The 25,882-nt window shown below is 38.2% G+C and carries 28 protein-coding genes, 1 tRNA gene and 2 pseudogenes; 26 read left to right on the top strand and 5 right to left on the bottom strand.

Annotated features, from left to right (window positions below; all coding sequences use genetic code 11):
- Positions 1 to 335 precede the first annotated feature (335 nt).
- Complete coding sequence (locus IE222_RS26805) at positions 336 to 686, top strand: lipid II flippase family protein (protein ID WP_275671515.1); 351 nt, start codon at positions 336 to 338, stop codon at positions 684 to 686.
- Positions 683 to 1,000 carry a lipid II flippase family protein gene (locus tag IE222_RS26800; RefSeq protein ID WP_223282892.1) on the top strand — a complete coding sequence of 106 codons (318 nt, stop codon included), beginning with the start codon at positions 683 to 685 and terminating at the stop codon, positions 998 to 1,000. Before IE222_RS26805 ends, IE222_RS26800 begins: the two co-directional genes overlap by 4 nt.
- An 88-nt stretch (positions 1,001 to 1,088) precedes the next feature.
- On the opposite strand, the gene IE222_RS25285 is transcribed toward IE222_RS26800, so the two are convergent.
- Positions 1,089 to 1,562 (bottom strand): hypothetical protein, encoded by a 474-nt coding sequence (locus IE222_RS25285; protein WP_223282890.1) that lies wholly within the window; start codon positions 1,560 to 1,562, stop codon positions 1,089 to 1,091.
- A gap of 45 nt (positions 1,563 to 1,607) precedes the next feature.
- On the opposite strand from IE222_RS25285, the gene IE222_RS25280 reads away from it, so the two are divergent.
- The 10 genes and pseudogenes from IE222_RS25280 (at position 1,608) to IE222_RS25230 (ending at position 6,834) form a co-directional block, all read left to right on the top strand.
- Positions 1,608 to 1,904, top strand: coding sequence for a hypothetical protein (locus IE222_RS25280; RefSeq protein WP_191277155.1), 297 nt, complete (start codon positions 1,608 to 1,610; stop codon positions 1,902 to 1,904).
- Positions 1,901 to 2,227, top strand: coding sequence for a YnfA family protein (locus IE222_RS25275; RefSeq protein WP_191277154.1), 327 nt, complete (start codon positions 1,901 to 1,903; stop codon positions 2,225 to 2,227). The genes IE222_RS25280 and IE222_RS25275 overlap by 4 nt, the downstream gene beginning before the upstream one ends.
- A gap of 186 nt (positions 2,228 to 2,413) precedes the next feature.
- The gene (locus IE222_RS26580) at positions 2,414 to 2,596 is read left to right on the top strand and encodes a hypothetical protein (protein WP_223282889.1); all 183 of its coding nucleotides are present in this window, start codon (positions 2,414 to 2,416) and stop codon (positions 2,594 to 2,596) included.
- Complete coding sequence (locus IE222_RS26575) at positions 2,587 to 2,856, top strand: serine hydrolase domain-containing protein (RefSeq protein ID WP_223282891.1); 270 nt, start codon at positions 2,587 to 2,589, stop codon at positions 2,854 to 2,856. The genes IE222_RS26580 and IE222_RS26575 overlap by 10 nt, the downstream gene beginning before the upstream one ends.
- A 695-nt stretch (positions 2,857 to 3,551) precedes the next feature.
- Complete coding sequence (locus tag IE222_RS25265; protein WP_191277153.1) at positions 3,552 to 4,019, top strand: GNAT family N-acetyltransferase; 468 nt, start codon at positions 3,552 to 3,554, stop codon at positions 4,017 to 4,019.
- 396 nt (positions 4,020 to 4,415) lie between these two features.
- Positions 4,416 to 4,874 carry a 2-thiouracil desulfurase family protein gene (locus tag IE222_RS25260; protein WP_191277159.1) on the top strand — a complete coding sequence of 153 codons (459 nt, stop codon included), beginning with the start codon at positions 4,416 to 4,418 and terminating at the stop codon, positions 4,872 to 4,874.
- Positions 4,875 to 4,890: 16 nt separating this feature from the next.
- Complete coding sequence (locus tag IE222_RS25255) at positions 4,891 to 5,034, top strand: hypothetical protein (protein WP_191277152.1); 144 nt, start codon at positions 4,891 to 4,893, stop codon at positions 5,032 to 5,034.
- Between the two features lie 215 nt (positions 5,035 to 5,249).
- Positions 5,250 to 5,657 (top strand): NUDIX hydrolase, encoded by a 408-nt coding sequence (locus tag IE222_RS25245; RefSeq protein WP_191277150.1) that lies wholly within the window; start codon positions 5,250 to 5,252, stop codon positions 5,655 to 5,657.
- A gap of 227 nt (positions 5,658 to 5,884) precedes the next feature.
- Positions 5,885 to 6,284: pseudogene (locus IE222_RS26570) on the top strand (DUF3231 family protein).
- 34 nt (positions 6,285 to 6,318) lie between these two features.
- Entirely contained in the window at positions 6,319 to 6,834 is a 516-nt protein-coding gene (locus IE222_RS25230; protein ID WP_191277147.1) for a DUF3189 family protein, read from the top strand.
- Between the two features lie 172 nt (positions 6,835 to 7,006).
- On the opposite strand, the gene IE222_RS26565 is transcribed toward IE222_RS25230, so the two are convergent.
- Positions 7,007 to 7,207 carry an HAD family hydrolase gene (locus IE222_RS26565; RefSeq protein WP_223282888.1) on the bottom strand — a complete coding sequence of 67 codons (201 nt, stop codon included), beginning with the start codon at positions 7,205 to 7,207 and terminating at the stop codon, positions 7,007 to 7,009.
- A 1-nt stretch (position 7,208) separates the two neighbouring features.
- Positions 7,209 to 7,745: an HAD family hydrolase gene (locus IE222_RS25225; RefSeq protein WP_223282887.1), complete on the bottom strand. Its 537-nt coding sequence runs from the start codon at positions 7,743 to 7,745 to the stop codon at positions 7,209 to 7,211.
- Positions 7,746 to 7,978: 233 nt separating this feature from the next.
- Here IE222_RS25225 and IE222_RS25220 point away from each other — a divergent pair.
- A tRNA-Gly gene (locus IE222_RS25220) sits at positions 7,979 to 8,052 on the top strand.
- Between the two features lie 73 nt (positions 8,053 to 8,125).
- Here IE222_RS25220 and IE222_RS25215 read toward each other — a convergent pair.
- Positions 8,126 to 8,797, bottom strand: coding sequence for a B3/B4 domain-containing protein (locus tag IE222_RS25215; RefSeq protein WP_191277146.1), 672 nt, complete (start codon positions 8,795 to 8,797; stop codon positions 8,126 to 8,128).
- A gap of 170 nt (positions 8,798 to 8,967) precedes the next feature.
- On the opposite strand from IE222_RS25215, the gene queG reads away from it, so the two are divergent.
- The 7 genes from queG to IE222_RS25180 all read left to right on the top strand — a co-directional run bounded on the left by queG (position 8,968) and on the right by IE222_RS25180 (position 17,246).
- Complete coding sequence (gene queG / locus IE222_RS25210) at positions 8,968 to 10,116, top strand: tRNA epoxyqueuosine(34) reductase QueG (RefSeq protein WP_191277145.1); 1,149 nt, start codon at positions 8,968 to 8,970, stop codon at positions 10,114 to 10,116.
- Between the two features lie 72 nt (positions 10,117 to 10,188).
- On the top strand, positions 10,189 to 11,058 hold the full coding sequence (locus tag IE222_RS25205; RefSeq protein WP_191277158.1) for an amidase domain-containing protein: 870 nt from the start codon (positions 10,189 to 10,191) through the stop codon (positions 11,056 to 11,058).
- Positions 11,059 to 11,151: 93 nt separating this feature from the next.
- Positions 11,152 to 11,643: a tRNA (uridine(34)/cytosine(34)/5-carboxymethylaminomethyluridine(34)-2'-O)-methyltransferase TrmL gene (gene trmL, locus IE222_RS25200; RefSeq protein ID WP_191277144.1), complete on the top strand. Its 492-nt coding sequence runs from the start codon at positions 11,152 to 11,154 to the stop codon at positions 11,641 to 11,643.
- A 30-nt stretch (positions 11,644 to 11,673) separates the two neighbouring features.
- Positions 11,674 to 12,423 (top strand): oxygen-insensitive NADPH nitroreductase, encoded by a 750-nt coding sequence (nfsA, locus tag IE222_RS25195; RefSeq protein ID WP_191277143.1) that lies wholly within the window; start codon positions 11,674 to 11,676, stop codon positions 12,421 to 12,423.
- A gap of 329 nt (positions 12,424 to 12,752) precedes the next feature.
- Positions 12,753 to 14,648: a PrkA family serine protein kinase gene (locus tag IE222_RS25190; RefSeq protein ID WP_191277142.1), complete on the top strand. Its 1,896-nt coding sequence runs from the start codon at positions 12,753 to 12,755 to the stop codon at positions 14,646 to 14,648.
- A 294-nt stretch (positions 14,649 to 14,942) separates the two neighbouring features.
- Positions 14,943 to 16,109 carry a sporulation protein YhbH gene (gene yhbH / locus IE222_RS25185; RefSeq protein ID WP_191277141.1) on the top strand — a complete coding sequence of 389 codons (1,167 nt, stop codon included), beginning with the start codon at positions 14,943 to 14,945 and terminating at the stop codon, positions 16,107 to 16,109.
- Between the two features lie 132 nt (positions 16,110 to 16,241).
- Complete coding sequence (locus IE222_RS25180) at positions 16,242 to 17,246, top strand: CAP domain-containing protein (RefSeq protein ID WP_223282886.1); 1,005 nt, start codon at positions 16,242 to 16,244, stop codon at positions 17,244 to 17,246.
- A gap of 78 nt (positions 17,247 to 17,324) precedes the next feature.
- On the opposite strand, the gene IE222_RS25175 is transcribed toward IE222_RS25180, so the two are convergent.
- On the bottom strand, positions 17,325 to 18,599 hold the full coding sequence (locus tag IE222_RS25175) for an ATP-binding protein (RefSeq protein ID WP_191277140.1): 1,275 nt from the start codon (positions 18,597 to 18,599) through the stop codon (positions 17,325 to 17,327).
- A 185-nt stretch (positions 18,600 to 18,784) separates the two neighbouring features.
- Here IE222_RS25175 and nagA point away from each other — a divergent pair, with 185 nt between their 5' ends.
- The 6 genes and pseudogenes from nagA (at position 18,785) to IE222_RS25145 (ending at position 25,695) form a co-directional block, all read left to right on the top strand.
- The gene (nagA, locus tag IE222_RS25170; RefSeq protein ID WP_191277139.1) at positions 18,785 to 19,984 is read left to right on the top strand and encodes an N-acetylglucosamine-6-phosphate deacetylase; all 1,200 of its coding nucleotides are present in this window, start codon (positions 18,785 to 18,787) and stop codon (positions 19,982 to 19,984) included.
- Positions 19,981 to 20,703 (top strand): glucosamine-6-phosphate deaminase, encoded by a 723-nt coding sequence (gene nagB, locus IE222_RS25165; protein ID WP_191277138.1) that lies wholly within the window; start codon positions 19,981 to 19,983, stop codon positions 20,701 to 20,703. Before nagA ends, nagB begins: the two co-directional genes overlap by 4 nt.
- 22 nt (positions 20,704 to 20,725) lie before the next feature.
- Entirely contained in the window at positions 20,726 to 21,466 is a 741-nt protein-coding gene (locus IE222_RS25160) for a GntR family transcriptional regulator (RefSeq protein ID WP_191277137.1), read from the top strand.
- A 272-nt stretch (positions 21,467 to 21,738) separates the two neighbouring features.
- Positions 21,739 to 23,151: an NADP-dependent phosphogluconate dehydrogenase gene (gene gnd / locus IE222_RS25155; protein ID WP_191277136.1), complete on the top strand. Its 1,413-nt coding sequence runs from the start codon at positions 21,739 to 21,741 to the stop codon at positions 23,149 to 23,151.
- Positions 23,152 to 23,335: 184 nt separating this feature from the next.
- Positions 23,336 to 24,101: pseudogene (larE, locus tag IE222_RS25150) on the top strand (ATP-dependent sacrificial sulfur transferase LarE).
- A 118-nt stretch (positions 24,102 to 24,219) separates the two neighbouring features.
- Positions 24,220 to 25,695, top strand: a complete 1,476-nt coding sequence (locus IE222_RS25145) for a gluconokinase (RefSeq protein WP_191277135.1) — start codon at positions 24,220 to 24,222, stop codon at positions 25,693 to 25,695.
- Positions 25,696 to 25,882 lie beyond the last annotated feature (187 nt).

Below are 25,882 nucleotides of genomic sequence, written 5' to 3'. Positions count from 1 at the left end.
GACATATTACCACTGGGCTTTTTAATAAGGTAGTACATCATATGTAAATATAATTATTTTTGAAATGGACAAGCGTTGAAAAACAGGAGATAGTAGAACATATTATTCAGTAAAGTAATACGTAATACGATTCAATTCCGGCGTATTTACAAAAAAAGAAGCATCTAAATGATGCTTCGAGAAAGTTGAAAGTAGGCGAATTTATTAGGGTTCTACATCTGGACAATATTATGTTATGAGTAAATTCAAAAATGGCTATGAGTACTTAAATCATCATCGTATTACTATTAAACTTTATCATTTCGTTGATTGGAACGTTAGCATATTCTGTCCGAATGGTTGGTGTGAGAACAGGAAAAATAGCTGTTCCATTTGCAGTGTTTAATATATTAACGCTAATCTCCAGAATGGCGGTAACATTTCAATTTCCATTATTAACAAAATATGTAGAACATCATTCAGGTAGCAATAACCTATTACATATTTTTAATGTCATTATTTTAGTATCGGGTGCCGCTACCATTGCCGGGGCTTTTTTAATCCCGACTTTTCAAAGGATATTTTATAAAGGGTATTACACTTTTCGAGTGATCAATCTATTCCTAAAATACAGATACATAGTTACTCTAAAGCTGGAGTTCATCACATTAAGGACTGTGTGGCCATCCCAGTATAAGAAAATATAACCGGATTTAAATTTAGGAAACTACCTGTTAAAATCATCATTTTTAATCTTGATGCTGTTGCATTATTAACTGTTGGGGCTTTAGCGCCAATTTATGCGGGTAGCATTGCGCCGGATTTACGGGCAACTTGTATTACTTTATCTTCCATTATCAATGGCATTGCGAAAATTCTTATGTCCATATTCATTGGTCCGCAGTTATCTATTATGACCGATGATGTGGTAGAAGGAAAATGTACGGAAGAAGATTTTCGCACAGTGGTAATTGGAATGTTCGGCCAAAACGTTAGGAACTTTTGCATTTGCTGTTGCTGATTATTCCTGCTTCATATTTAATTGTATTTATTGCGAAGATAATATAGAAAACCATTTAGCTGAGGCGTTTTAGCAAATATCATTTAAGCTAATGCTTCGGCTTTTCGTACTTTCTTTCCTTCCATGTTTTCATCAAATTAGTATGCATATCCCTGGGCTTCTCGATCCAAAACCAATCAATGGAATGAGCGGTTGTCGGCAGCCATTTTTTATGTCGTAATCTAATTTTTTCATGGTTTGTATAGTGAGTATAAATGACGGTAGATTTCCCGCCTCTACCTTTATAAAACTTGATATCTTCAATTTCATACCAGTAAACCTTGTTCTCATTTGGGTCAAACACAATCCCTTTATCATCCCAATAAATTCCCTTACCTTCTTTTCTCTTTTTCAATAGGTAAAAAGAATAGCCTAATAAACCAAATGAAAAAAGTAATCCTATAATAAAGGTAAGTAAGTGTGATAGGATGTTTTTATAATCCCAAAAGCATAATAATAAGAGAATGAATCCAGAAACCATAAAAAACAATATCCGATACATAGAAGTCCTGTAAATTTTCAATTGAACCTCACACTTTCTGCTCATTATTTCGGAAGGGGAACTTCAATGTCATTACTGTTTGAAATCCTTTCATATATCTTTGATAGTTTTGGTCAAGATCATTCTTTAGATACTAGAAGAATTGATCAGCATATTAAGGAGCTTAACAACTATCCATGGTTTAAAGTAATATATGATGATGAAAAATATCATAAGTTATTTTTCGTGAATCGAGGGGTTAGAAAGTATTTGCAGAGTAAATTTCGTGTGAAAAGGATTATTAAAAGTAAACGGGCACAAATGAAGTTTATCAAATTCTTACAGCAACAAACAATAAAAGGTGGTAGGAATGGGGAAATATGATTTACGCAATCGTTTTATTCATTCTAGCGGGAATTGCTGAAATCGGCGGAGGCTATTTAATTTGGTTATGGCTGCGTGAAGGAAGGCCATACTGGTATGGAATAATCGGTGGTATTATTTTGGTTCTGTATGGAATAGTTCCAACGCTGCAGAAATTCCCTTCTTTCGGAAGAGTCTATGCAGCCTATGGAGGAGTATTTGTTATTCTGTCAGTGTTATGGGGCTGGGGAGTAGACCGTAAAACACCTGATACTTATGATTGGATTGGAGCAGTCATTTGTTTAATTGGAGTTTCGATCATACTTTGGGGGCCAAGACATTAATACGATATTTAGACCTATTCAATTCTGTATATTTGTTGAAAATAATAAATCTACCAGAGAATAAACAAGGGATGCTTCGGCATTCCTTGTTTTTATATCTAAAGGATTTCGTATATTCATTATCGAACTAATATATACCAATCATTAGATGAAATATAAATTCAAATAGTTAAGTGAAGGAAGAGTATGATGTTATTAGATAGAAAATTAAATGATCAATTTGGTTCCGAAGTAACGCATGTAAAATATACGGCACAGGCTCTTGATTGTTCTGGAGCAAGTGTAATGATTATACATAACGACAAAGTTGTTCCGAGGAATATTGGGGAAAGCATTCAAAGGATCCTAATGCAAGACCCATTCAAGTAGATCCACAGTTTCATATAGCATCAGTTCGGAAAAGTTATATTGGCTTTGCCACAGCATATGCAGTATTTAACGGTTTTATTGATTCAATCGATGATCCTATTACAAAGTATTTATCTTTTACAAATGAAGAATTTCTAAAAAATATAACAATTAGACATCTTTTAACACATACCCATGGTTTAAACACAATAGACGGGAAATTAATCAGGGAGTTTGCTCCAGGACAAAGTTGGGGATATCGGGATATAAATATTGAATAATTAACACAAAAACTCAACAGGAAAACGATAGCACAAATCCTAAATGAAGAAGTTTTTAAACCTTTAGGGTTTAGGGAAACCGGCTGGTTTGACGAACCTAATGAGAAATTGGTACAAGTTATCAAAGAACAAAATGATAAGTTTTGGTCTACGAGTAAAGGGACCGACGGAGATAAGAAGCATATGTAAATATCTACTCGGGAGCTCGCTTAAGGGGTACATTCATTTAAAGCAAGGTTTTATCGACGGTAAGCAAATGGCCTCAAAGGAAATTTTAAAACTAGCAACAACCTTACAAAGTCCAAAGCTATTGAATACTGAATTACCCCAGAATGGCTTTTTATAGTTTGTTAAGGAGTTACTTGCAAAGAGAACGGAAATTGGCGATCCTGTACCAAAGCGTGCATATCAAATTTTGGGCTATACAAATGTAGCATTGTTGGTTATCCCTAAGCATGATATTGTTGCAGTTCGCATGTTTAATAGATTTGGATCAACTCCCGGTTATGATTATTTGTTGGATATTAGGGGATTGGGGACGTTTTTTCGTGGTGTGTATAGGAATAATCGTATGTAAACTTGCGGGGGAGAATTATATAGGAAACCATTGAAATGTTGAAGATAATTTAGACAATCAGTTATTTTTTTTCGAAGCAAGCCCAATTTCACATATTAAAGGTTTAGGAGGTCTTGATATGAAGATAAGACTTGCGGAAGCAAAAGATATAGACCAATTGGTAAAAATGAGATGGGACTTTACAATTGAACATGATGTAGAGAAAAAAGTTGTGCAAGATCAATTCAAGCCATTTATGAAGGAATGTCAGACCTTTTTAGAAAATGCGCTTAAAAGCAACCAGTGGGTGATTTGGGTAGCAGAGGCTGATGGAAAAATAGTTTCCCATATTTATATAGAATTAATTCAAAAGGTCCCACGCCCCGGAAGAATAACTTACCCTTTCGCCTATATGACCAATGTATATACGGAAAAAGAATATAGAAATAAAGGAATGGGGAGTAAACTACTTTCAACCGTAAACGAGTGGATAAAAGAAAACAAATATGAATTTGTTATTGTATGGCCAAGTGATGATGGCATCAATTTCTATAAAAAAAATAGCTATGTTCATTGTACAGAACCAATGGAGTATTTTCCAACCTGAGGAGGGAGTATGAAAGAGATAAAACAATATATGTGGCAATCTAGTTTTAGAAATATAGAAGCGTTTAATAAGTAACCAATCATTTAAAAAGCTGGGGTTATTTTCATACATATGATTGGACAAAGAATGTGAAAGTGAAAGAGGAACAAACTTTTACTCTTAATGATTTAAAAGAAATAGGGCGAACATAGATATAGAAGGCGTTTCTTTGTTGTAGTAATATTACCAGGAGGAAAAGGCACTCATATTGAAATAGGTATTGCTTCATCAGATGGAGCATTCAACAACCTTGAAACAACAAGTACCTTTTATCATTTGCGGGAAATAGAAATGTTCCGGGACGATTGAATTGCCTGGATGTTATTACTTATACCCTTTAAAGAAAGGAAAATTTTTATGATCTTAGTGAGTTCTTGCTTAGCTGGGTTAGAGGTAAGGTACAATAGCACGCATAGTTTAAACAAAGAGATACATAAATTAGTAGATGAAAATAAAGCTGTTACAATTTGTCCTGAATTACTAGGAGGATTCTTAACTCCAAGAGAACACGCTGAAATCGTAGGTGGAGACGGCGGGGATGTACTAGATGGAAAGGCGGAAGTAATAGAGAAATCAGGGAAAGTTGTAACTGAATTATACATTAAAGGAGCTTACGCAGCATTAAAAAAAGCGAAAGAAATAAATGCATCAGGAGTCGTTCTCAAAGAGAATAGCCCTTCTTGCGGAAGCTCTTTGATTTATAATGGCGAATTTAAGGGGAAGAAAATTGTGGGAAATGGGGTTACTTCTGCTCTGCTTAAAAGAAATGGAGTAAAAGTAATATCAGAGGAAAAATTTCTTAAAGATTTCCTTTAAAATAACAGGAGATGTTATGAATAAGGTTCCATTTTATAGTTTCTTGGTTGGCAAAACCAGTTTAGCACTTGCTGAAGTTATTTACATAATGGTAATCACCACATTTAATTATCAAAAAACCGCTTCTGCCTTGATTGCTTCCGCCGGCATATCAGATTAGGGATGTTGCTCAACAAACTGCCTTTCAATTAAATATTGAATCACAACACCTGCCGAAGGTATATGCATCACAGGGAATCCTGCTATCAATTGTTACTGGTTCGAGCAGTCTATATTTTTGGTTCCATCCTAATCTTTATTTCCGCAATTTTATCGTTGTCATTAGTTCAAGCAGGAAAAAGGAAAGTTTTTAAATAAATTAGGGAGGATTTGAAAATGCAACCACCTAAACATATTGTTTCAGCAGCTGCGATTGTTTTAAACAATAAAAATGAAATATTATTAATTAAGGGACCTCGCCGGGGATGGGAAATGCCTGGTGGGCAGGTGGAAGAAGGGGAATCATTGAAAGCCGCTGCCATTAGAGAAACAAAAGAGGAATCCGGCATAGATATTGAGATTATTAAATTCTGCGGAATATTTCAAAATGTAAATGAAACAATTTGTAATACATTATTCTTAGGTAAACCGGTTGGAGGAGAGTTAACCACTAGCAGTGAGAGTTTAGAGGTTGGTTTTTTCTCAATTCAAAAGGCATTAGAAATGGTCACATGGAAAAACTTTAGGCAAAGAATTGAGTATTGCTTAAATGACAATCTTCAGCCTTTTTTAGTCGAATTTTAGAGAACTTTCTGTTCCAAATGACCATTTGAGAGCTGAGTGCGCTAACCACCTTACTGTGATAAAAACAGTGAGGTGTTTTTTGGGTTAAACGTTATTTACATATTCTTTTCAAAAATAGGGGATATTTTAGCTAAAAAGAAAGTTTAAATACATGGAGGTTAGCATATGGAGACTGGAAAGCAGGTAAGGCTTACAGCGGCGAGATTACATCCCTTTGGGCCTCTTATATGAATGATAGTGCAATCTCATGTAAGTTAAAATACTTTTTATCTAAAGTGGAAGATGAAGAGATTAAACCCTTAATCAAACATGGTTTAGAGCTTGCCCAAGGAAATGTGAAAACTTTAGCTGAAATATTTAATAAGGAAAGTAGCCGATTCAACTGTCTATACCTTTTCAGATAAACTGATGATGTTTTTTACAACATCACTTATTGCGCTAAGTATTGGTTATTACGGTACTAGCATGGCAATGAGCCCTGGGCGGGACTTAGGTCTGCATTATGTCAGGCTTTCTGCTGAAATCGCGGAGTACGCTGAGGATGGAGCTAATATCATGATTAAAAACGGATGGCTTGAACAGCCGCCTATGGCTCCTGATCGAGACGATCTGGTTAAACAAGGCTAATAAATGGTTATTGAAACCGTAAAGGATGATTCCGATGATTTATATTTATAACGACTATGGCGGGACACATACCACATCCATGGCAGCAGCATATCATTTGAAAAAATTGCCACAATCAGAAGTGAAATTAACAACCGAGCAAATATTGGATATGCCTTATTTTAATCAATTGGATCATAAGGATTTTGGAAAACTGATTTTCCATGGAGTCGACGAAGACAATAACCCTGTTTATACGATTGGGCGAAAACGAAACAAACTTGTTGTTCCAGCATTAAAAGAAATGATTCTTTTACTTCAAGATAAATTTCAGTTTCAGGAAAAGATTATTTTTTCCAATACATCACCAACCGTTCCTCTTGCCATGTCAATTGGCGGATTTTTTTCAAGAGGGTTAAAAATAGATATGATCGGTATTCCATTTTTGGTTAAGGGCGCTAAGCAATGCTGTGATAATGTCTTTCGTTTAGTTCAAAATACAAAAGAAATAGGAAAATCCGAATTTCAGGAAAGTGTCATCATTTTAGAAAATGAAATGTTTAAAAATTAGGGGACACTGTTTTTAGAATTGTCTCTAAAGGAAAGGCCATATATACTTGGAGCACAACCGCTGTCTTTTTATAGAGGTAAAATTACACCTTAACTATCCAATTAATATAATTATTTTATGAGGAAATTAATGACGGCTAATCAACATGGATTAGCCGTTTTTTATTCAAAAATTAGATCGCTTTATAAAAATGATGTTCTCTTAAATAATCAGGTAAATGTTGAAGGGAAGTGAGTTCAGCAAAGGTGCTGCAAGGTTCCATATCAATATCGACGATGTTATAGCTCCATTCAATCTCGGAAGGAATGTGCACTGCGTTAATTCCTAAGTCTAATGCCGGTTTAATATCGGTTTTAAGCGAATTTCCAATCATCCTATGTGGATGTTATGTCGGAACCGATATTTCTTAGGACCTTTTTCAATGCTTTTTTATTTTTATGTTCAAAAATAAAGACCCCTTTTTTAAAGTATGGCTCCAATTTTAATTGGTTAATTTTTCGAGATTGATTTTGGTAATCGCCCCCTGTAAATAAATACATCTGGTGCCCATCTTCTTTAAGTTTATCTAGCACCTCATACATATCAGGAAATGGTTCCACTTCAATCTCAAATACTTGTTCACCGATTTTTCGGACTTGTTCCATTTCGCTTACCTTGAGCCCTTTTTTAAGTTCCTTACAAAAGTAAAGGTAGGTTGCTACAAGTGAGTCGGGGTATCGTGAGGAATGAAGGCCATGTTTTTCGATACTTTTTAAGTCTATTTCTAATTGCTTTTGCTTAATCTCTTTTACCGAAATACTTCTAAACCACTCTTTCATTCGTCTTACAAATTCATTTCTTGATTGTTTAAAGTATTTATTGCAGTGAATCAAAGTATCGTCTAAATCCAATATTAAGGTTTGTTGATACATAACCAATTCCCCCTTAATCAGTGGTGTAGGATTAATATATGAGTGAATATAGTCCTGATGAATTTACAGCAAATCCTTTTTTAAAATAGTACCAAGGAATGAGAGGGAAGGTAGCTAATTATTACTACAAATAAACTTTTCGACAAAAAATGTCGAAAAGCACTTGACGGTGTTGAAAAAAGTAGGTATATTAGAAAAGTCGATTCGTTCAATGAATTGTCACAGGTTTATTCGCGGGTGTAGTTTAGTGGTAAAACCACAGCCTTCCAAGCTGTTGTTGTGGGTTCGATTCCCATCACCCGCTCCATACATATTAACAACGCAGTGTATCGTTTCAAAATGAACGATGCATTGCGTTTTTTAATGTAAAAAAAGATGCCCTATCGGCATCCTAGTATTTTACAGTTAGCTTCACCGCCGCTTATTTGCGTAAACATATTCATTAAAGACTCAGTCAATTTTTTAGCGTCTTCGTAATTAGTTGAGGGCCGCAAATAAATAAGCTGAAGAGCATTATTTGTATTATAAGTGACAGAGGTCCTTTCTGAATCCACAAACGGACTGCCAAAGGGCCCTTTCTGATCGGAGGATATAATCAGCCGATGCAGCGTGTTTGACCGGCCATTTAGACCTATGTATTCCTCATGTTCACCGCCAATACGAATGTCCACCGGTCCTTCAATCAAATTGGAATCATAGATACCCATCGGCACCTGATATTGCAGTGAGAAAAAATTATTTAAATCAGTCGCACTTTGCACAGAAGTAAGGTAATTTTGTTTTTGCACCCGTCGATATAATGCCTCCGCGGAGTGCCGGTAACGGTTTGGGTCTTTGCCAGTCTTTTTTAAAATGGTGCGCCATTCTCGTATGCCGGGGATCTCGGTCACACTTTTATCCTCCAGTTCAAAATAAATGGATTCTTGAAAAAGCTGGAGACGACCTTTTAGCATTTGCGGTGAATCCCCAACGGTAATATTTCTATATTCAATGATTCCAAGCTTAAAATCGGGAATCAGCTGCGTTAATTCCGCCGAAAGTTGAATTTCCAACAATCCCACCTCCAAAATTAGTTAAAAATAGTTTATCATAAAATGATGTACAGCTAATAACAAGTATGTTTATACTAGAAAAAAATATATCTGGGAACATTTCGAGGGTTATCTGCGATTTTTTAAATATATCTGCAATTTTCCATTCCTAAGAAAGGAGGCCGCAAATCATGGACATTCAGAAGCTAAAAGAAGAAATAATCGCCTACAGTAAAACCATCGGTATTGATAAAATTGGCTTCACAACTGCGGAACCATTTACAGAATTGAAAAACCGGTTAATTCGCCAGCAAGAGCTGGGATACCAATCCGGATTCGAAGAACCCGATATCGAGAAACGGACTAATCCAGCCTTGCTGCTGAAAGAACCTCAATCGATAATCTCTATCGCACTTGCTTATCCGGCAAAAATGAAAATCCGGGTGGAAAGTAAGAAGGGGGAAAGAAGAGGGATTTTCTCCAGAGCTTCGTGGGGATTGGACTATCACCGTATTATTAAGGACAGACTTCAGAAGCTTGAAGAGTATATTTTAACAAAAGTTCCTGATGCACACTTAAAATCCATGGTGGATACTGGCGAGCTTTCTGACCGAGCTGTGGCGGTAAGAGCGGGAATTGGCTGGAGCGGGAAGAACTGTTCGGTTATTACTCCGGAATTCGGTTCCTATGTTTATATTGGCGAAATGATTACAAGCCTCCCATTTGAACCGGATAATTCAGTAGAAGACCAATGCGGATCTTGTACTAAGTGCCTTGATGCGTGTCCAACAGGAGCGTTGGTGCAAGGGGGGCAAATTAATGCACAGCGTTGTATTTCTTTTTTAACCCAGACAAAAGGGTTAATTCCTAATGAGTTTAGAGATAAGATTGGAAACCGTGTCTACGGCTGCGATTCCTGCCAAACAGCATGCCCGTATAATAAGGGGAAAGATTTTCATTTTCATGGAGAAATGGAGCCGGATCCGGAAGTGGCAAAACCGCTGTTAAAGCCATTATTAAGCTTAAGCAATCGTGAGTTCAAAGTGAAATTTGGTCATGTTTCGGGGGCATGGAGAGGAAAGAAGCCTATTCAGAGAAACGCGATGATTGCCCTTGCCCATTTTAAAGATAAAACTGCCGTCCCTGATTTAATCGGGGTATTAGAGAAGGACGCAAGCTCGGTTGCCAAAGGCACCGCTGCCTGGGCGCTTGGGAAAATTGGCGGAGATCAGGCACTAGAAGCCTTAAAGAGGGCAAAGCAATCTGAATCTGATTCGGAAGTACTTCAGGAGATTGAGAAAGGGTTACTATTGATTTCCATAGAAAGAGCAGACATTTAGTCTCGCTCTTTTTTTATGTTAAATTTCTCTTTCTTTCATATGTATGAAGAGAAAGGAGTTGATTTTTCTAAAATGGAGAAGGAGCTTCAAGAGCTATTTGATTTTAGAGTTCAGCAATTTGTTGGTAATCAACGGAATTCAGGGGACTTTTTTTCAAAGGCTGAAAGAAAGTTAGAGTCGCTGATACAAAGGTCCGCCGAGATTGTAAAGGCAAAAGCGGCTGGAAAAATAATTACAAGTACAAATGAAGATGAATTTCAAAAGGTACAGTATCTAACACATTATCAATATTTGATTAAACAACGTAGCCATCTTTATATGGAAGAAGAAACAGAAGAAAGAGTCGCGAAGTTTTATAAAGGGGCATTAATCATGGATGAGGAAGTAAAACCGCCTATTATGGATAACGAATCATTCACTATGAAAATCGATACGGATCATGAAGTACGCATCAGCTATCAATATGACCGCCTGAAAGCGGTGCAATACGCCGAACGATGGTGGAACACGTATAATCCTGCTTATAAAAAATTTGAGAATAATTGTACGAATTATATTTCGCAATGCCTACGGGCTGGTGAGGCTCCAATGAGAGGGCACCCAAACCGGGGAACGGGCTGGTGGTACCAGCATACGAACTGGAGCTATAGCTGGGCGGTTGCTCATTCGCTGAAAAACTATTTAGGTATTTCCAACAGGGGCTTAAGGGCAAAGGAAGTAAGCAGTCCGGAGCAGCTTATGCTTGGAGATGTGATTTGCTATGATTTTGAAGGCGATGGCCGGTTTAATCATAATACCATTGTTACCGGCAAGGATGCATATGGTATGCCGTTAGTTAATGCCAATACTTATAATAGCCGAATGAGATATTGGGCCTATGAAGATTCATCTGCCTATACACCAAATATTAAATATAAGTTCTTTACGATTGTGGACAGCTGAAAACCTAAAGTCTTGAAGAGCAGCATGATAATGGTATAATTGCTTGTAGAGTTTATATAGGATGCAATATAAGTTTTCATCGAGGTGATAAACATGTCAGTGCATATTGTATTATATCAGCCAGAAATTCCTTCAAATACGGGAAACATTGCCCGCACTTGTGCAGCTACGGATACCACTTTACATTTAATAAGGCCATTAGGTTTTTCCACCGATAACAAAATGTTGAAACGGGCTGGTTTAGACTATTGGGAGTTCGTTACTATAGTTTATTATAATTCGTTGGATGAGTTTTTTGAAAAAAATGCCGGCGGCGAGTTTTTCTTTTTAACAAAGTGCGGTGAAAATTGGCATAGTTCGATTGATTATAGAGATATGGATAAAGATTATTATTTTATTTTCGGCGGCGAAACATTAGGACTGCCAAAAGAAGTAATCGAACAAAACAAGGACAGGTCATTGCGAATTCCGATGAATGAAAATGTCCGTTCACTTAACTTGTCTAATACTGCAGCAATTCTAGTGTATGAGGCGCTAAGACAGCAAAACTATCCAAACACAATCGGAAAAGGGCCTGAACGATAGGCCTTTTTTCTTAGGAAAGGAATGCACAAAATGAACGAAGTAATCGAAACAATTCTCAATCATCGCTCAATCCGCCGTTTTGAGGACAAGCCATTAACAGATGAACAGATTAAAACGATCGTATCCTGTGCGCAGGCAGCTTCTACCTCGAGTTTTATTCAAGCTTATTCCATTATTGGAGTTAAGGACATCGTGAAGAAGCAAAAGCTTGCCGAGCTCGCAGGGAATCAAGAGTACGTTGCCAAAAACGGCCACTTTTTTGTGTTTTGTGCCGATCTTTACCGCCATACCCTCATAGGCAAGCAGGAAGAGAAGGATGTAATCCCGTCGCTTGAAAGTACGGAAAAATTTATGGTAGCCTTGATTGATGCCTCATTAGCAGCACAAAACGCGGCTATCGCAGCCGAATCCATGGGCCTGGGCATATGTTACATCGGTGGTTTACGCAACCATTTAGAAGAAGTCAAAACCATTTTAAAAACACCGGAAAGAGTTATACCGTTATTCGGGCTTGCTGTCGGGTTTCCGTCAAAAGTATCTGGGAAGAAACCAAGATTACCTTTTGAACATATCTACCATGAAGATGAATACGAGCAAAGCCAAGATATTTACCTTGAACAGCTTCAGCAATATGATGATGCCATTTCAAGCTATTATCATGAGCGGACAAATGGGAAGCGTCAGGACCGCTGGACAGAACAAATGGCAAATATGCTAACAAAACAATCCAGAATGTATATGAAAGAATTTGTGCAAAAAAATAAATTGAACCTAAGATAAAAGGGCCGCTTATCTGTTAAGCAGCCCTTTTTTCTATTTATTTTGTTCCTGGTTTGTCATTGAACCCTGAAGTAAATATTGCTGCTAAGAATGCGGCCATTACGCAAAGGATTAGGAATAAGCTCATTGTTATGTAAATCCCCCTTCGTCATTAATTTTCATTTTTTACATATAGTTTTATTATAGCCTATCTTTAAAAAATGAAAAGGGCAGATTCGAAAGTAAAACAAAAAAGTAATAGACGAAAACGTCTTGGTCACGCATGTTCAAATGATAAGGCGCATAGAGTATATTAATCGTCTCTGATTAAGAGCAGGGGGAGGGTAAACATGGATATTTTAAAAAAAATCGAGATGTTTCGTGAAGAAGAGGAAAAACTTCGCTGGGAAGGAACATTTGCGGATTATTTAGAGTTGTTAAAGGAAAAGCCATGGGTAGCACAGTCAGCACATTCTCGAGTTTATAATATGATTAAGGATGCCGGAATCGAAGAAGAAAAAGGGACGAAAAGGTACAATTTCTTTAGCCATCAATTATTTGGTTTAGAAGAAGCGCTTGAGCGGCTGGTGGAAGAATACTTTCATCCGGCAGCCAAAAGACTGGATGTTAGAAAACGAATCTTGCTTTTGATGGGACCTGTCAGCGGCGGAAAATCAACGCTTGTGACCATGTTAAAGAGAGGGTTGGAAAAATACTCACACTCAGACCGCGGTTCCGTTTTCGCGATTAAGGGCTGTCCAATGCATGAGGACCCGCTCCATTTAATCCCCCATCACTTAAGGCAGGATTTCTACGATGAATATGGTATCCGGATTGAAGGAAATCTTTCACCGCTCAACATGATGAGGCTAGAACAAGAGTACGGTGGCAGAATTGAAGACGTATTAGTTGAAAGAATCTTTTTCTCCGAAGACAAACGAGTTGGTATAGGAACATTTAGCCCATCTGATCCTAAATCACAAGATATTGCTGATTTAACTGGAAGTATTGACTTTTCAACCATTGCTGAGTATGGCTCAGAATCAGACCCGCGCGCTTACCGCTTTGACGGAGAACTTAATAAGGCAAACCGCGGGATGATGGAATTCCAGGAAATGTTAAAATGTGATGAAAAATTCCTTTGGCACTTGCTGTCACTTACTCAGGAAGGAAATTTTAAAGCCGGAAGATTTGCGCTTATAAGCGCCGATGAACTAATTGTTGCCCACACGAATGAAACAGAATACCGCTCATTTATCTCCAATAAGAAAAATGAAGCACTTCATTCTAGGATTATTGTTATGCCTATTCCGTACAATTTAAAGGTGTCCCAGGAAGAAAGAATTTATGAAAAAATGATTCGTGAAAGCGATGTGGCAGATGTTCATATTGCCCCGCACACATTAAAAGTGGCAGCTATGTTTACGATCCTGACACGGCTAAAGGAACCAAAGAAGGGAGACATTGATCTCCTGAAAAAAATGCGTCTATATGATGGTGAAAGTGTTGAAGGATTCAACAGGGCCGATGTCGATGAATTGAAGAAGGAGTATCCAGATGAGGGAATGAGCGGTATCGATCCACGTTATGTGATTAACCGAATTTCTTCCACGATTATCCGAAAAGAGGTACCGTCGATTAATGCACTTGATGTCTTAAGGTCGTTAAAGGATGGACTTGATCAGCATCCATCGATTACACAAGAGCTGCGTGAACGGTATATGAACTATATTTCTTTAGCAAGAAAAGAATATGATAATATAGCTAAGAAAGAGGTTCAAAAGGCATTTGTTTACTCATATGAAGAGTCAGCCAAGACCTTAATGGACAATTATTTGGATAATGTGGAAGCATATTGTAATAAAGCAAAAATGCGTGATCAACTAACCGGAGAAGAAATTAATCCAGATGAGAAGCTTATGCGTTCTATTGAAGAGCAAATTGGTATCTCGGAAAATGCGAAGAAGGCTTTTAGGGAAGAAATATTAATTAGAATTTCTGCCTTTGCTCGTAAAGGCAAGCGATTTGATTATAATTCCCACGACCGCCTTCGCGAAGCGATTCAAAAGAAACTGTTTGCTGATTTGAAAGATGTTGTTAAAATCACCACTTCGACAAAAACACCGGATGAGCAGCAACTGAAGAAAATCAATGAAGTTGTAGCTCGCTTAATTGATGAACACGGCTACAACTCCACATCAGCAAATGAATTACTTCGTTATGTAGGAAGCTTACTAAACCGATAAGCGGCGTGTGGTAAAAAATGAAGGACTGGCGGAAAAACATCTGCCAGTCTGTTTTTTTCTATCTGAGGAGCCTGTTAGTGCCAATGCCATTTTTGGCTGTTAAACTCATTTTACTACGGCATGTCCATTTTTATAGGCAAACGAACCAATTGTCTTAATTATTTGTAAATTATTCTCGCTTCCTGCATAGGATAAAGTAATCTATCTTTTATATGATATTTTACACTCGCGTTATTGTATTCCTTTGTAAAAAATGTGTGCATGTTTGTTAAAAATTTATAAGGAGGGGTTTAAATGACTGTCGATAACCATCAGTTTGTGATCTCAAAAGAAGATTGGTCCCTCCATCGTAAAGGCCACGATGACCAGCAGCGCCATCAGGAAAAAGTCCAGGAGGCAATTCGCAATAATCTTCCCGATTTAATTACTGAGGAAAGCATCATTATGTCTAATGGTCGAGATGTGGTGAAAATTCCAATTCGTTCATTAGACGAGTACAAAATTCGATATAATTATGACAAAAACAAGCACGTTGGCCAAGGGGAAGGTGACAGCCAAGTTGGTGATGTAGTGGCACGCGATGGGTCGAATGCTCAAAAAGGTCCTGGTAAAGGCCAGGGAGCCGGAGATCAGGCGGGTGAAGATTATTTTGAAGCTGAAGTTTCTATGATGGAACTTGAAGAAGCCCTATTTAAGCAATTAGAGCTGCCAAATTTAAAGAAGAAAGAAGAGCAGGAACATCTTATTGAGAACATTGAATTCAATGATATTAGAAAAACCGGGTTAATGGGAAATATTGATAAAAAACGCACGATGATGGCTGCATTCAAGAGAAATGCGATGAGCGGTAAGCCTGCATTCCATCCGATTTACAAAGACGATTTAAAATTTAAAACCTGGAATGAAGTAGTCAAACCTGATTCAAAAGCTGTTGTCATCGCAATGATGGACACGAGCGGAAGTATGGGAATTTGGGAAAAATATATGGCCCGAAGTTTCTTCTTCTGGATGACGCGCTTTTTACGAACAAAGTATGAAACGGTAGAAATTGAATTTATTGCCCATCATACTGAAGCGAAGGTCGTATCCGAAGAGGATTTCTTCTCGAAAGGAGAAAGCGGCGGAACAATTTGTTCATCTGCTTACCGAAAGGCTTTAGAAATTATCGATACGAAATATAATCCACGGAAATTCAACATTTATCCATTCCATTTTTCAGATGGTGATAATCTTACTTCGGACAATGCCCGCTGTGTAAAATTGGTAGAGGAGCTTATGAAAATCTCTAACATGTTCGGCTATGGTGAAGTAAATCAGTACAATCGCCATTCAACCTTAATGTCTGCATATAAAAACATCAAAGATGAACGTTTCAGATATTATATCCTCAAACAAAAAGCTGATGTATTCCATGCCATGAAAAGCTTTTTCCAAAAAGAAGAAGAAAAAATGTATGCTTAAGCTAAAATTATGAAAAACAGGTGGCCGACACCTGTTTTTTTTGCGTTAATTACCATTAATATTTTTCCTGAAAAAATAAAAAAATAGGAAGGCAAGAAGAAATAAACTTTTTGCTCAGGGGGGTATTTAAGGGTGATTAAGAAATCAGCAGGAATAGCTTTGACAGCTATGCTAGCAGTTGGATTAACTGCATGTAATACCAATGACAAAACCGGTTTAAATAATATGAATGATCAAAGGAATGACCGAGGTGGGTTAAATGTTACGAATCGTGACAATGACTGGAATGACGTCCGTAATGTCCGAAACGACTGGACCCGTCATAACGGACCATTAACGGAGGATTATCGAAACAACGATAACGATTTAAATTTGTTTGATATTAATAATAGAAAAAGAAGCGACCGGGATATGATTTCTGCCTATCAAACAACATTAAACAGTGATCAATATCCACACACACAGGCAATCTTAATTGAGGACGCCAAATATCAATATGTGCCACTCGGGGAAAAAAGCTGGTTTAATTCGGACTTTTTCCAGCAATTGCAGCCGTATCTAGGTCAGCAGGCTCCGGCAATAAAGCCGCCGGTTCAGCATGCTGCACCACAACCTGCACAACCGGCTCCAGAGGAGAACCAGCCGAAACAGGGACCAGAGCAGGCGGTGCCAAAGCAGGCGCAGCCAGCACCAAAACAAACTCAACCAGCACCTAAGCAGCCCGCAGCACCTCAAAACAAACAAGCTGCTACTGGCACGATTAGTCAATATGCCCAGCAGGTGATTAACTTAACAAATGCGGAGCGCAGGAAAAAAGGACTTTCCGACTTAAAAGCAGATACACAGTTAAGCGGAGTAGCTCAGAAAAAAGCGCTTGATATGCAGCAGAACCATTATTTTTCCCATACAAGTCCAACTTATGGCTCACCATTCGATATGATGAGGGATTTTGGTGTAACATATAAGTCGGCAGGTGAAAATATTGCCCAAGGTCAGCGGACACCTCAGGAAGTGGTAACCGCTTGGATGAATAGTGAAGGCCACCGTGCTAATATCTTAAGTACAAAATATACCCATATTGGCGTTGGGTTTGAAAATGCAGGTAAACATTGGTCACAAATGTTTATTGGAAAATAGAAAGCCTGAAATTCTTTGAATAACCAGGTTTATTCTGAAGATAGCAGAATAAGCACCAGTAAAAAACAGATCGGACAGTTAGTGCTGTCGGATCTGTTTTTCCTGTATTAAAGAATTAATTGTCGGAAATTTAATTTTGACAGTAGTTCCAGCACCTACTTCACTTTGAACGCGGATTGTTCCATTCATTGCCCTTACAATACTATAAACGACCATTAAACCTAATCCGGTCCCATTTTTTCCTTTAGTTGAATAAAATGGTTCCCCTAGCTTGGTGATTTGTTCACTCGTCATACCTTCACCCGTATCCTTCACGGTAATCGTTACTTCCGTTTGACTAAACTCCGTTGATACTGATAAGCGGCCGCCGTTTGGCATGGCTTCTATAGCGTTTTTAAGGATATTGACAAAGCATTGGCGGAACTTTTGCACATCTCCTTTAATAAATCCAATGATTGAAAAGTCAGTATGTATTTCTACAGAATTTTGATTAGCTAATGGTTGAAGCAGGTTGATCGTTTGTCTCAATTCACTTTTTACATTAATTTCTTCTAATGACTCTAAGGATGGCTTAGCAAATGTTAAATAATCCTGAATAACCCTTTCAGCTGAAAGGAGCTCTTCTTTTACAATCGCCAAATATTCTTTTCGCTTTTGTCTCGGCAGGTAATCATCCTGTAATAACTGCACAAACCCGCTGGCTGCAGTAAGCGGATTGCGAATCTCATGGGAAATCGCAGCCCCCATTTGTTCCACCGCTTTTAATTTTTCCGCTTTAATAAGCTGCTGCCTCATTTTAACATTATTTCTTAAAAACTCTATTGAATAGGATATAATGACAATCCCTAATTCTGGGATAAATAAATAGGCGGCTAACACATCCAGCCAATAGGATTCATTTTCAGTAACTCGCATTCCAATGAAAGTTAAAACCCCGAGTACCATACTAATGAACACGGCTATTCCGATACGGCGCATCGGGGATTGTTTCCAAAACCAAGGATATATTTTCCAAGAGACAATCGCAAACGGAATATAAAGGAGGATTGTCAGAAAGAAGCCTAAATCAAACCCATAGAAGCTTCTTATTAGGATTGTGGCAGCAACTAGAATGGGGCCAATTCCTGAATAAAGGCTGCCGATTACTAAAGGAATGATTCTTAAATCATACCTGGCATAAGGAACCGGATGATAGGAGAATTGAATACAACTCCATAATAAGACGATGAAAAATATAATTATTGCGGATTTTGAATAAGATAATTTTTTATTTTTTTCAATAAAAATAAAACAGAAAAACAACAGAATAATGATAATGGAAAGGTTTAGAAAAAAGTGTTTTGTAATATCCATTCACTTCACCGTCCATAAGAGATGATAGTAAAATCTTACGACTTTTTTCCAAATCTTACAACAAAATAATACAGAATTTTATAAAAAATGACGTATGTCGCCAAGCCAAGGAAAATAATATTGGTATAGACAACTATACATTAGGGTGATACTATAAAGAGGACAAATGAAAGGAAGTCTTAAAGATGGATACAAAATCTACTCCTATTTTACTAAAGGGGATTCGTGTTTATACAGAGAAACAACTAATTGAAAACGGGTATTTGAAAATATCAGAGCAAAAAATTATAGAAATTGGAAGCGTTGAACAGCTTGAAAATACCGATGGTTTTGAAGAGATAGAAGTCCCTTCCCATTATCATGTAGTACCTGGTTTTATCGATGTCCATATTCATGGTGTGAATGGTGCCGATACAATGGATGCAACAAAGGAAGCGCTTGACACAATGGTGGCTGCCCTGCCAAAAGAGGGCACAACAAGTTTCCTGGCGACAACGATAACACAAGAGGCAGAGCAAATTGAAAAAGCAATTAAAAATGCAGGGGAATACATTGAAAACGGACCCTTGCAAGGAAAGGCTGAAATCCTAGGTATTCATTTGGAAGGACCCTTTGTTAATGCAAGGAAAGCGGGAGCACAGCCTATCCAGCATATAATCGATCCGGACCTAAATTTGTTTAAGAAGTGGCAGGAAATAGCAAAAGGGACAATCAAGCTTGTAACATTAGCACCAGAACGCCCCGGGGGGATAGAAATGGTCCGCTTCCTAAAGGACAATAGTGTTATTCCTTCTATCGGGCATACAGATGCGACCTATGAGCAGGTAAATGATGCTATTGAAGCTGGGGCAAATCATGTAACACACCTTTTTAATCAAATGAGAGGACTGCATCACCGTGAACCTGGTGTAGTTGGTGCAGCATTTTTACGGGATGAATTAAAAGCAGAAATGATTGTCGACGGAGTACACGTTCACCCCGAAATGATCAATCTCGCTTATCAACAAAAGAAAAGTAAAGGATTATTGTTAATTACAGATTCAATGCGGGCAAAATGTTTGAAAAATGGCACGTACGACCTTGGAGGTCAAGAGGTAACAGTTCAGAACGGGAAAGCCGTATTAGAAGATGGAACACTTGCCGGCAGCATCTTAAAACTAGGACAAGCTGTTAAAAACGTCTTGTCCTACACCGGCTGTACCATTCATGAGGTAATTGAAATGGCTTCAGTAAACCCTGCCAAACAATTAAACATGTTTGATCGAAAAGGAAGTCTAGCAGTTGGAAAGGATGCAGATGTTGTCATCTTAGATGAGCAATTGGATGTTTATATGACATTTTGCCGAGGTGCACTAGCCTATCATAAAGGGGAAGATAAGAGATGAATATAATTACGGTAAAAGATTATGCTGAAATGAGTCAAAAGGCAGCGGCATATATCATAGAAAAGGTCCGTCAGACTCCAAGTTTAAGGCTTGGACTTGCAACTGGCGGGACACCTGTTGGAACATATCAAAATCTAATTAATGACCATCAGAAGAATAATACCACATACCGGGATGTGCTTACTTTTAACCTAGATGAGTATATTGGTCTTACGGGAGATAACAAAAACAGCTACCGCTTTTTCATGGACGACAACTTATTCAATCATATTGATATAAAAAAGAATAATACATTTATTCCCCGTGGGGATGGTGAGAATTTTGAAACCGAATGCCGGGAATATGAAGATTTATTGGCAAAGCACGGTGGTGTAGACTTGCAAATCCTAGGTATCGGCAGCAACGGACATATCGGATTCAATGAACCAGGAACCTCCTTTGAATCAAAAACCCATGTTGTCAATTTAGCACCTTCTACTATCGAGGCAAATGCCAGATTCTTTAACAGTATGGAGGAAGTACCAACACAGGCCATTACGATGGGGATTTCCTCGATTATGAAAAGCAAAGAAATTCTACTGCTCGTTTCAGGAGAAAGTAAACGAGATGCAATGAAAAAGCTGTTGAATGGGGAAGTAACTGAAAGTTTTCCAGCTTCCATTTTAAACAATCACCCTTCTGTTACGATCATTGCAGACCAAGCAGCATTATCAGACTAAAAGAGGAAGTGCTAATTGGAGAATGATTAACAAAAATTCACCCATTCCGTTGTATTATCAGCTTGAAGAGTATATTAAAGAATTAATTGAACAGGGTGACCTCAAGCCTGGTGATGCACTGCCGCCCGAAAGGGAATATGCGGAGGAATATAAAATTAGCCGGATGACGGTTAGACAGGCATTTACACAGTTGGTGAATGAAGGGTATTTATATCGTATCCAAGGAAAAGGTACGTTTGTCTCAGAGCGGAAAATTGAACAGCCTCTACAAGGATTGACAAGCTTTACAGAAGATATGAAGGCAAGGGGACTTGAGCCTGGAAGCCAATTAATTCACTTTGACATTATTCCTGCACCAATTGGAGCTGCCAAACAACTGAAAATTGCTGAATCTGCTCCGATTTATGAAATTACACGAATTCGTTTGGCGGATGGTATTCCAATGGCATTGGAAACGAATTTTATTTCAACCGAACTGATTAAGGACCTGACAGTAGAAATTGTGAATCAATCCTTATATGCCTATATGGAAGATCAATTAAAATTAACTATTGACAGTTCCTCGCAAATTATCGAAGCTTCAATTGTCAGTAAGGAAGAGGCTGAATATTTACAAATCAGTGAAGGAGCACCTGTGATGCTGATTCAAAACATAACTTACTTAGAGGATGGTACACCTGTGGAATTTGTAAAATCAGTGTTTCGGGCAGACCGTTATAAGTTTATGATACAAAAGAAACGGCAGAAACCGTCCGGTAATTAAGAGACAGTTACCATTTGGTATCTGTCTTTTTCCTTGGAATAATCCCAATAATTTTGTTGGTTTCTTAACCATATCAATGGAATGGAAAAACAAATGAAGAATCTGCTAATGTCGGATTATTATTGTAACCTCCCGCTTGACTGTATTGAAGCAAAAGAATTAAAATTATAAAATTAAGAAAGTAGTGGCTTTAGATGGTTTTATTTCAACTATATGGTAATGTTAAACGGTAATAGCTGCACAAGTAATACATAGGAAGGATAGGATATAGAATGACTAAACAACAAATTGGTGTTGTCGGATTAGCCGTTATGGGGAAAAACCTGGCATTAAATATTGAGAGCCGTGGTTTTTCAGTTGCTGTTTTTAATCGCACATACGATAAAACAGAAGCGTTTTTAAAGAATGAAGCAGAAGGGAAAAACTTTGTCGGTGCCCGCACTGTCGAGGGGTTTGTAAATGCCTTAGAAAAACCGCGCAAAATTTTATTAATGGTAAAGGCAGGAACAGCCACAGATGCAACGATTGAATCGTTAACACCTTATCTTGAAGAGGGCGATATCCTTATAGATGGCGGAAATACTTTCTTCCAGGATACAATTAGAAGAAATAAGGAACTTGAATCAGCAGGATTTCATTTCATTGGTACTGGTGTTTCCGGTGGTGAAGAAGGGGCATTAAAAGGACCGTCCATCATGCCAGGTGGTAAAAAAGGGGCTTATGAGTTAGTAAAACCTATTTTAGAGGCCATTTCTGCGAAAGTAGAAGGGGACCCATGTTGTACATATATTGGCCCAAATGGGGCTGGTCACTACGTAAAGATGGTGCATAATGGGATTGAATATGGTGACATGCAATTAATTTGTGAGGCATATTTTATCTTGAAAAATGTCCTAGGTTTAGGTACGGAAGAACTTCATCAAGTTTTCGCTGAATGGAACAAAGGTGAATTGGACAGTTATTTAATTGAGATTACTGCAGATATTTTCACAAAAGTGGATCAAGAAACCGGGAAACCAATAGTTGACCTGATTCTTGATACTGCCGGCCAAAAGGGAACTGGCAAATGGACAAGTCAAAATGCTTTGGATTTAGGTGTGCCGCTGCCGATTATCACAGAATCAGTTTTTGCCAGGTTTATCTCTGCAATGAAGGAAGAGCGTGTTAAAGCTAGCAGAGTACTAAAAGGACCAAATGTGAAACCATTTGAAGGGAACAAAGAAGAGTTAATTGAAGCGGTTCGTAAAGCACTATATATGAGCAAGATTTGTTCCTATGCGCAAGGTTTCGCGCAAATGCGGGCTGCATCTGAAGAATATGAATGGAATCTTCGCTACGGAGATATCGCGATGATTTTCCGCGGCGGCTGTATTATTCGTGCTCAATTCTTACAAAAGATTAAAGATGCATATGACCGTGATCCGAAACTTGCAAATCTTTTATTAGATCCATACTTTAAAGAAATTGCTGAGAGCTATCAATCAGCACTCCGTCAAGTTATTTCTGTGGCGATTGAGCGAGGGATTCCTGTACCGTCATTCGCAAGTGCAATTGCTTACTATGATAGCTACCGTACGGAAACTTTACCTGCAAATCTATTACAGGCCCAGCGTGACTATTTTGGTGCCCATACGTACCAAAGGGTTGACAAAGAAGGGGTCTTCCATACCAACTGGATGGAATAATTTATCGCAAGAGACAAAACTTACTATACATAAGGTTTTGTCTCTTTTTTTATGATACTACAATTTTTCGACGTTAAGCACGGCGGATTTGCCCAGCTTGACCATCTAACTGGATACACATAAAGTGAGTTTTTGTTAAATATGATTAACTAAAATAAGCTTATTATAAAGATATCGATGGGAGATGGGGACAGTGTTAATAGATGAACTCGAAAAATTGACCTCCATTCTCCAAGAGCTGGATTCGGTCGTAGTCGCATTTTCCGGGGGAGTTGACAGTACGTTCTTATTAAAGGCGGCAGTCGATACGTTAGGGACGGATCACGTGCTGGCTGTTACGGCAGACTCTGAAACATATCCTACGAGCGAACTAGAAGAGGCGAAAAAACTTGCGGGAAATTCCAGGATATGCGGAGAATAATAAAAACCGGTGCTACTTTTGCAAAAGCAGTTTATTCGACCACCTAATTCCGGTTATGGAGGAAAAGGGCTTTAAAATGTGATTTATGGTGTCATTTCTGATGATATGAATGAATTTCATCCTGGGATGCAGGCTGCTAAAGAGAAGGGCATACGCGGATCGCTTCAAGAAGCGAATTTGTTTAAAGAAGAAATACGTGAGCTCTCACGTGAGCTTCATTTACCAACATGGGATAAAACATCGATTGCCTGCTTGTCCTCTCGGATAGCATATGGTGGAGTATATTACAAAAGAAAAGCTGACAAAGGTGGAAAAAGCAGAAAGATATTTGAAATCTCTGCAAATCCGTCAGGTACGTGTTAGAACTCATCAGGATATTGTGAGAATTGAAGTAGAACCAAAAGATATGATGAAAATTCTTGATCAACATCATTTGATAGTTAAAGAACTTCAAGATTATGGATATAAATATATTACCTTGGATTTAATGGGATATCAAAGCGGAAGTATGAACATGGTTCTAAGCTAAAAAAGATTTAAAAATGGAGTAAGACCAGAACAAAAGGCTTTGGAAGGTTCCAAGGCCTTTTGTTCTAATTTAAACGAATAATGGCTAAATCACTAATATTAACTAAAGGAAGAGGGACATGTCACAAGAATTTGTATTAGGGCTGGATATCGGTACAACCAGCGTAAAAGCATGTATATTTCATTTGAATGGAAAATTAGCAGCAGAAGTTGAAAAAATGAATAGCTTCTATTATCCCCAGCAAGGCTGGGCAGAGCAAGATCCGGTTGAGATCGAACGGTCAAGTGTTGCGGCCATAAGAGAAGCAGTTGAAAAAGCAGGCATTGAAAAAAATGAATTAATATCCGTAGGATTTTCAGCAGCTATGCATTCTCTTATTTGTGTAGACCAGAAAGGAAAGCCGCTGTCGAACGCATTGATTTGGACAGATGGCCGTAGTTTTGCTCAAGCGGAAAAGGTTTCGGCTACAAACGGGAAAAATATTTATGTAAAAACAGGGACTCCTATTCACCCTATGACACCATTTATGAAGCTCCTATGGATGAAAGAGACAAATTATGAACCATACATACAAGCTGCATATTTTATGTCGATAAAGGAATTTTTACTATACCACTGGTTTAATGAAAGAGTAATTGATTATTCAATGGCTTCAGCAACAGGGCTGTTTAATCCAGAAACACATACTTGGGAATCTGACGTAGTTAGATATGTCGGAATCTCGGAAGGACAGCTTTCCGCGATCGTCCCACCAACCAAAGTACTAACCGGAATTAGCGGTCGAGTAGCGGCAGAGATGGGGATCAATCCTGAAACACCTTTTGTAATGGGTGCTGCTGACGGACAATTGGCGAATTTAGGAATTGGAGCAATTCTTCCAGGTGAAGTGGCTGTTTCTGTAGGGACGAGCGGAGCTATTCGACAATTTACAGATGGAGTTAAAATAGGTGCGAATCAAGAAACCTTTTGTTACTCTTTTACAGAAGCTACGACTATTATTGGCGGTCCAACAAACAATGGCGGAATTGCCCTGCAATGGTTAAAAGATCTCTTAGGCGGCAACGAAAGCTTTGAAGAATTCCTTAGTCATGCTGAAAAAGTAACCCCGGGTGCAGAGGGGCTGATTTTTCTTCCTTATCTCAATGGAGAACGGGCACCGATTTGGAATCAACGGGCAAAGGGAAATTTTTATGGAGTATCAATCACACATAAAAAAGAACATTTTATTCGCGCGGTCCTTGAAGGCATTACTTTTAATCTTTATCAAATTGGGAAGGCTTTAGAGGCATTATCAGGAGAACCAAAGAAACTTTATGTAAATGGTGGTTTAGCAAGATCACCATTGTGGCTGCAGATGATGGCAGATGTTTTTGAGGCTGAAATTTATATCCCCGAAAGTCATCATAGTGCGGCATGGGGAGCAGCATGGACAGCATTAGTGGCAACGAACAAAGCAGCTTCTTTTGAGGAGATTAAGGAAAATATCCCGATGGGTGACGCTATTGTTCCGAATAAGAAAAACAGCAGAAAATATAAAAATATTTATCAAAAATATGAATTGCTGGCTAACACTATGGAAAATTTTTCAAAATAAGGCTGTGTTAAAGGTCATTGTTGATTTTTTAACTCTGTTGTTTGGAGAGCGGAAGGCGCGAAGACTCCTCGAAAATGCTGGCGTATTCCTTCATGCGTGAACGAATTCGAGGATGTAATTCAATGTCCTGCGGGAGTACGAGGGGAGACCCCACAGGCGCCTAAGCGAGGCCACTGAAAAACTTTCT

The sequence above is a fragment of the Neobacillus kokaensis genome, assembly GCF_014656545.1.
Lineage (GTDB): Bacteria > Bacillota > Bacilli > Bacillales > Cytobacillaceae > Neobacillus > Neobacillus kokaensis.
Note: the sequence above shows the minus strand (reverse complement) of the source record. Positions and strands in the feature narration are given on the sequence as shown.

Coding starts and splice junctions, on each gene's coding strand:
- IE222_RS25265 (WP_191277153.1), top strand. CDS start 3,552: ATGAAGATAAGACTTGCGGAAGCAAAAGATATAGACCAATTGGTAAAA.
- IE222_RS25260 (WP_191277159.1), top strand. CDS start 4,416: ATGATCTTAGTGAGTTCTTGCTTAGCTGGGTTAGAGGTAAGGTACAAT.
- IE222_RS25175 (WP_191277140.1), bottom strand. CDS start 18,599: ATGGATATTACAAAACACTTTTTTCTAAACCTTTCCATTATCATTATT.
- IE222_RS25225 (WP_223282887.1), bottom strand. CDS start 7,745: ATGTATCAACAAACCTTAATATTGGATTTAGACGATACTTTGATTCAC.
- IE222_RS25190 (WP_191277142.1), top strand. CDS start 12,753: ATGGATATTTTAAAAAAAATCGAGATGTTTCGTGAAGAAGAGGAAAAA.
- IE222_RS26565 (WP_223282888.1), bottom strand. CDS start 7,207: ATGATTGGAAATTCGCTTAAAACCGATATTAAACCGGCATTAGACTTA.
- nagA (WP_191277139.1), top strand. CDS start 18,785: ATGGATACAAAATCTACTCCTATTTTACTAAAGGGGATTCGTGTTTAT.
- yhbH (WP_191277141.1), top strand. CDS start 14,943: ATGACTGTCGATAACCATCAGTTTGTGATCTCAAAAGAAGATTGGTCC.
- nfsA (WP_191277143.1), top strand. CDS start 11,674: ATGAACGAAGTAATCGAAACAATTCTCAATCATCGCTCAATCCGCCGT.
- IE222_RS25205 (WP_191277158.1), top strand. CDS start 10,189: ATGGAGAAGGAGCTTCAAGAGCTATTTGATTTTAGAGTTCAGCAATTT.
- IE222_RS25280 (WP_191277155.1), top strand. CDS start 1,608: ATGTCATTACTGTTTGAAATCCTTTCATATATCTTTGATAGTTTTGGT.
- IE222_RS25160 (WP_191277137.1), top strand. CDS start 20,726: ATGATTAACAAAAATTCACCCATTCCGTTGTATTATCAGCTTGAAGAG.
- gnd (WP_191277136.1), top strand. CDS start 21,739: ATGACTAAACAACAAATTGGTGTTGTCGGATTAGCCGTTATGGGGAAA.
- IE222_RS26580 (WP_223282889.1), top strand. CDS start 2,414: ATGATGTTATTAGATAGAAAATTAAATGATCAATTTGGTTCCGAAGTA.
- IE222_RS25230 (WP_191277147.1), top strand. CDS start 6,319: ATGATTTATATTTATAACGACTATGGCGGGACACATACCACATCCATG.
- trmL (WP_191277144.1), top strand. CDS start 11,152: ATGTCAGTGCATATTGTATTATATCAGCCAGAAATTCCTTCAAATACG.
- IE222_RS25255 (WP_191277152.1), top strand. CDS start 4,891: ATGAATAAGGTTCCATTTTATAGTTTCTTGGTTGGCAAAACCAGTTTA.
- IE222_RS25245 (WP_191277150.1), top strand. CDS start 5,250: ATGCAACCACCTAAACATATTGTTTCAGCAGCTGCGATTGTTTTAAAC.
- queG (WP_191277145.1), top strand. CDS start 8,968: ATGGACATTCAGAAGCTAAAAGAAGAAATAATCGCCTACAGTAAAACC.
- IE222_RS25275 (WP_191277154.1), top strand. CDS start 1,901: ATGATTTACGCAATCGTTTTATTCATTCTAGCGGGAATTGCTGAAATC.
- IE222_RS26805 (WP_275671515.1), top strand. CDS start 336: ATGGTTGGTGTGAGAACAGGAAAAATAGCTGTTCCATTTGCAGTGTTT.
- IE222_RS25145 (WP_191277135.1), top strand. CDS start 24,220: ATGTCACAAGAATTTGTATTAGGGCTGGATATCGGTACAACCAGCGTA.
- nagB (WP_191277138.1), top strand. CDS start 19,981: ATGAATATAATTACGGTAAAAGATTATGCTGAAATGAGTCAAAAGGCA.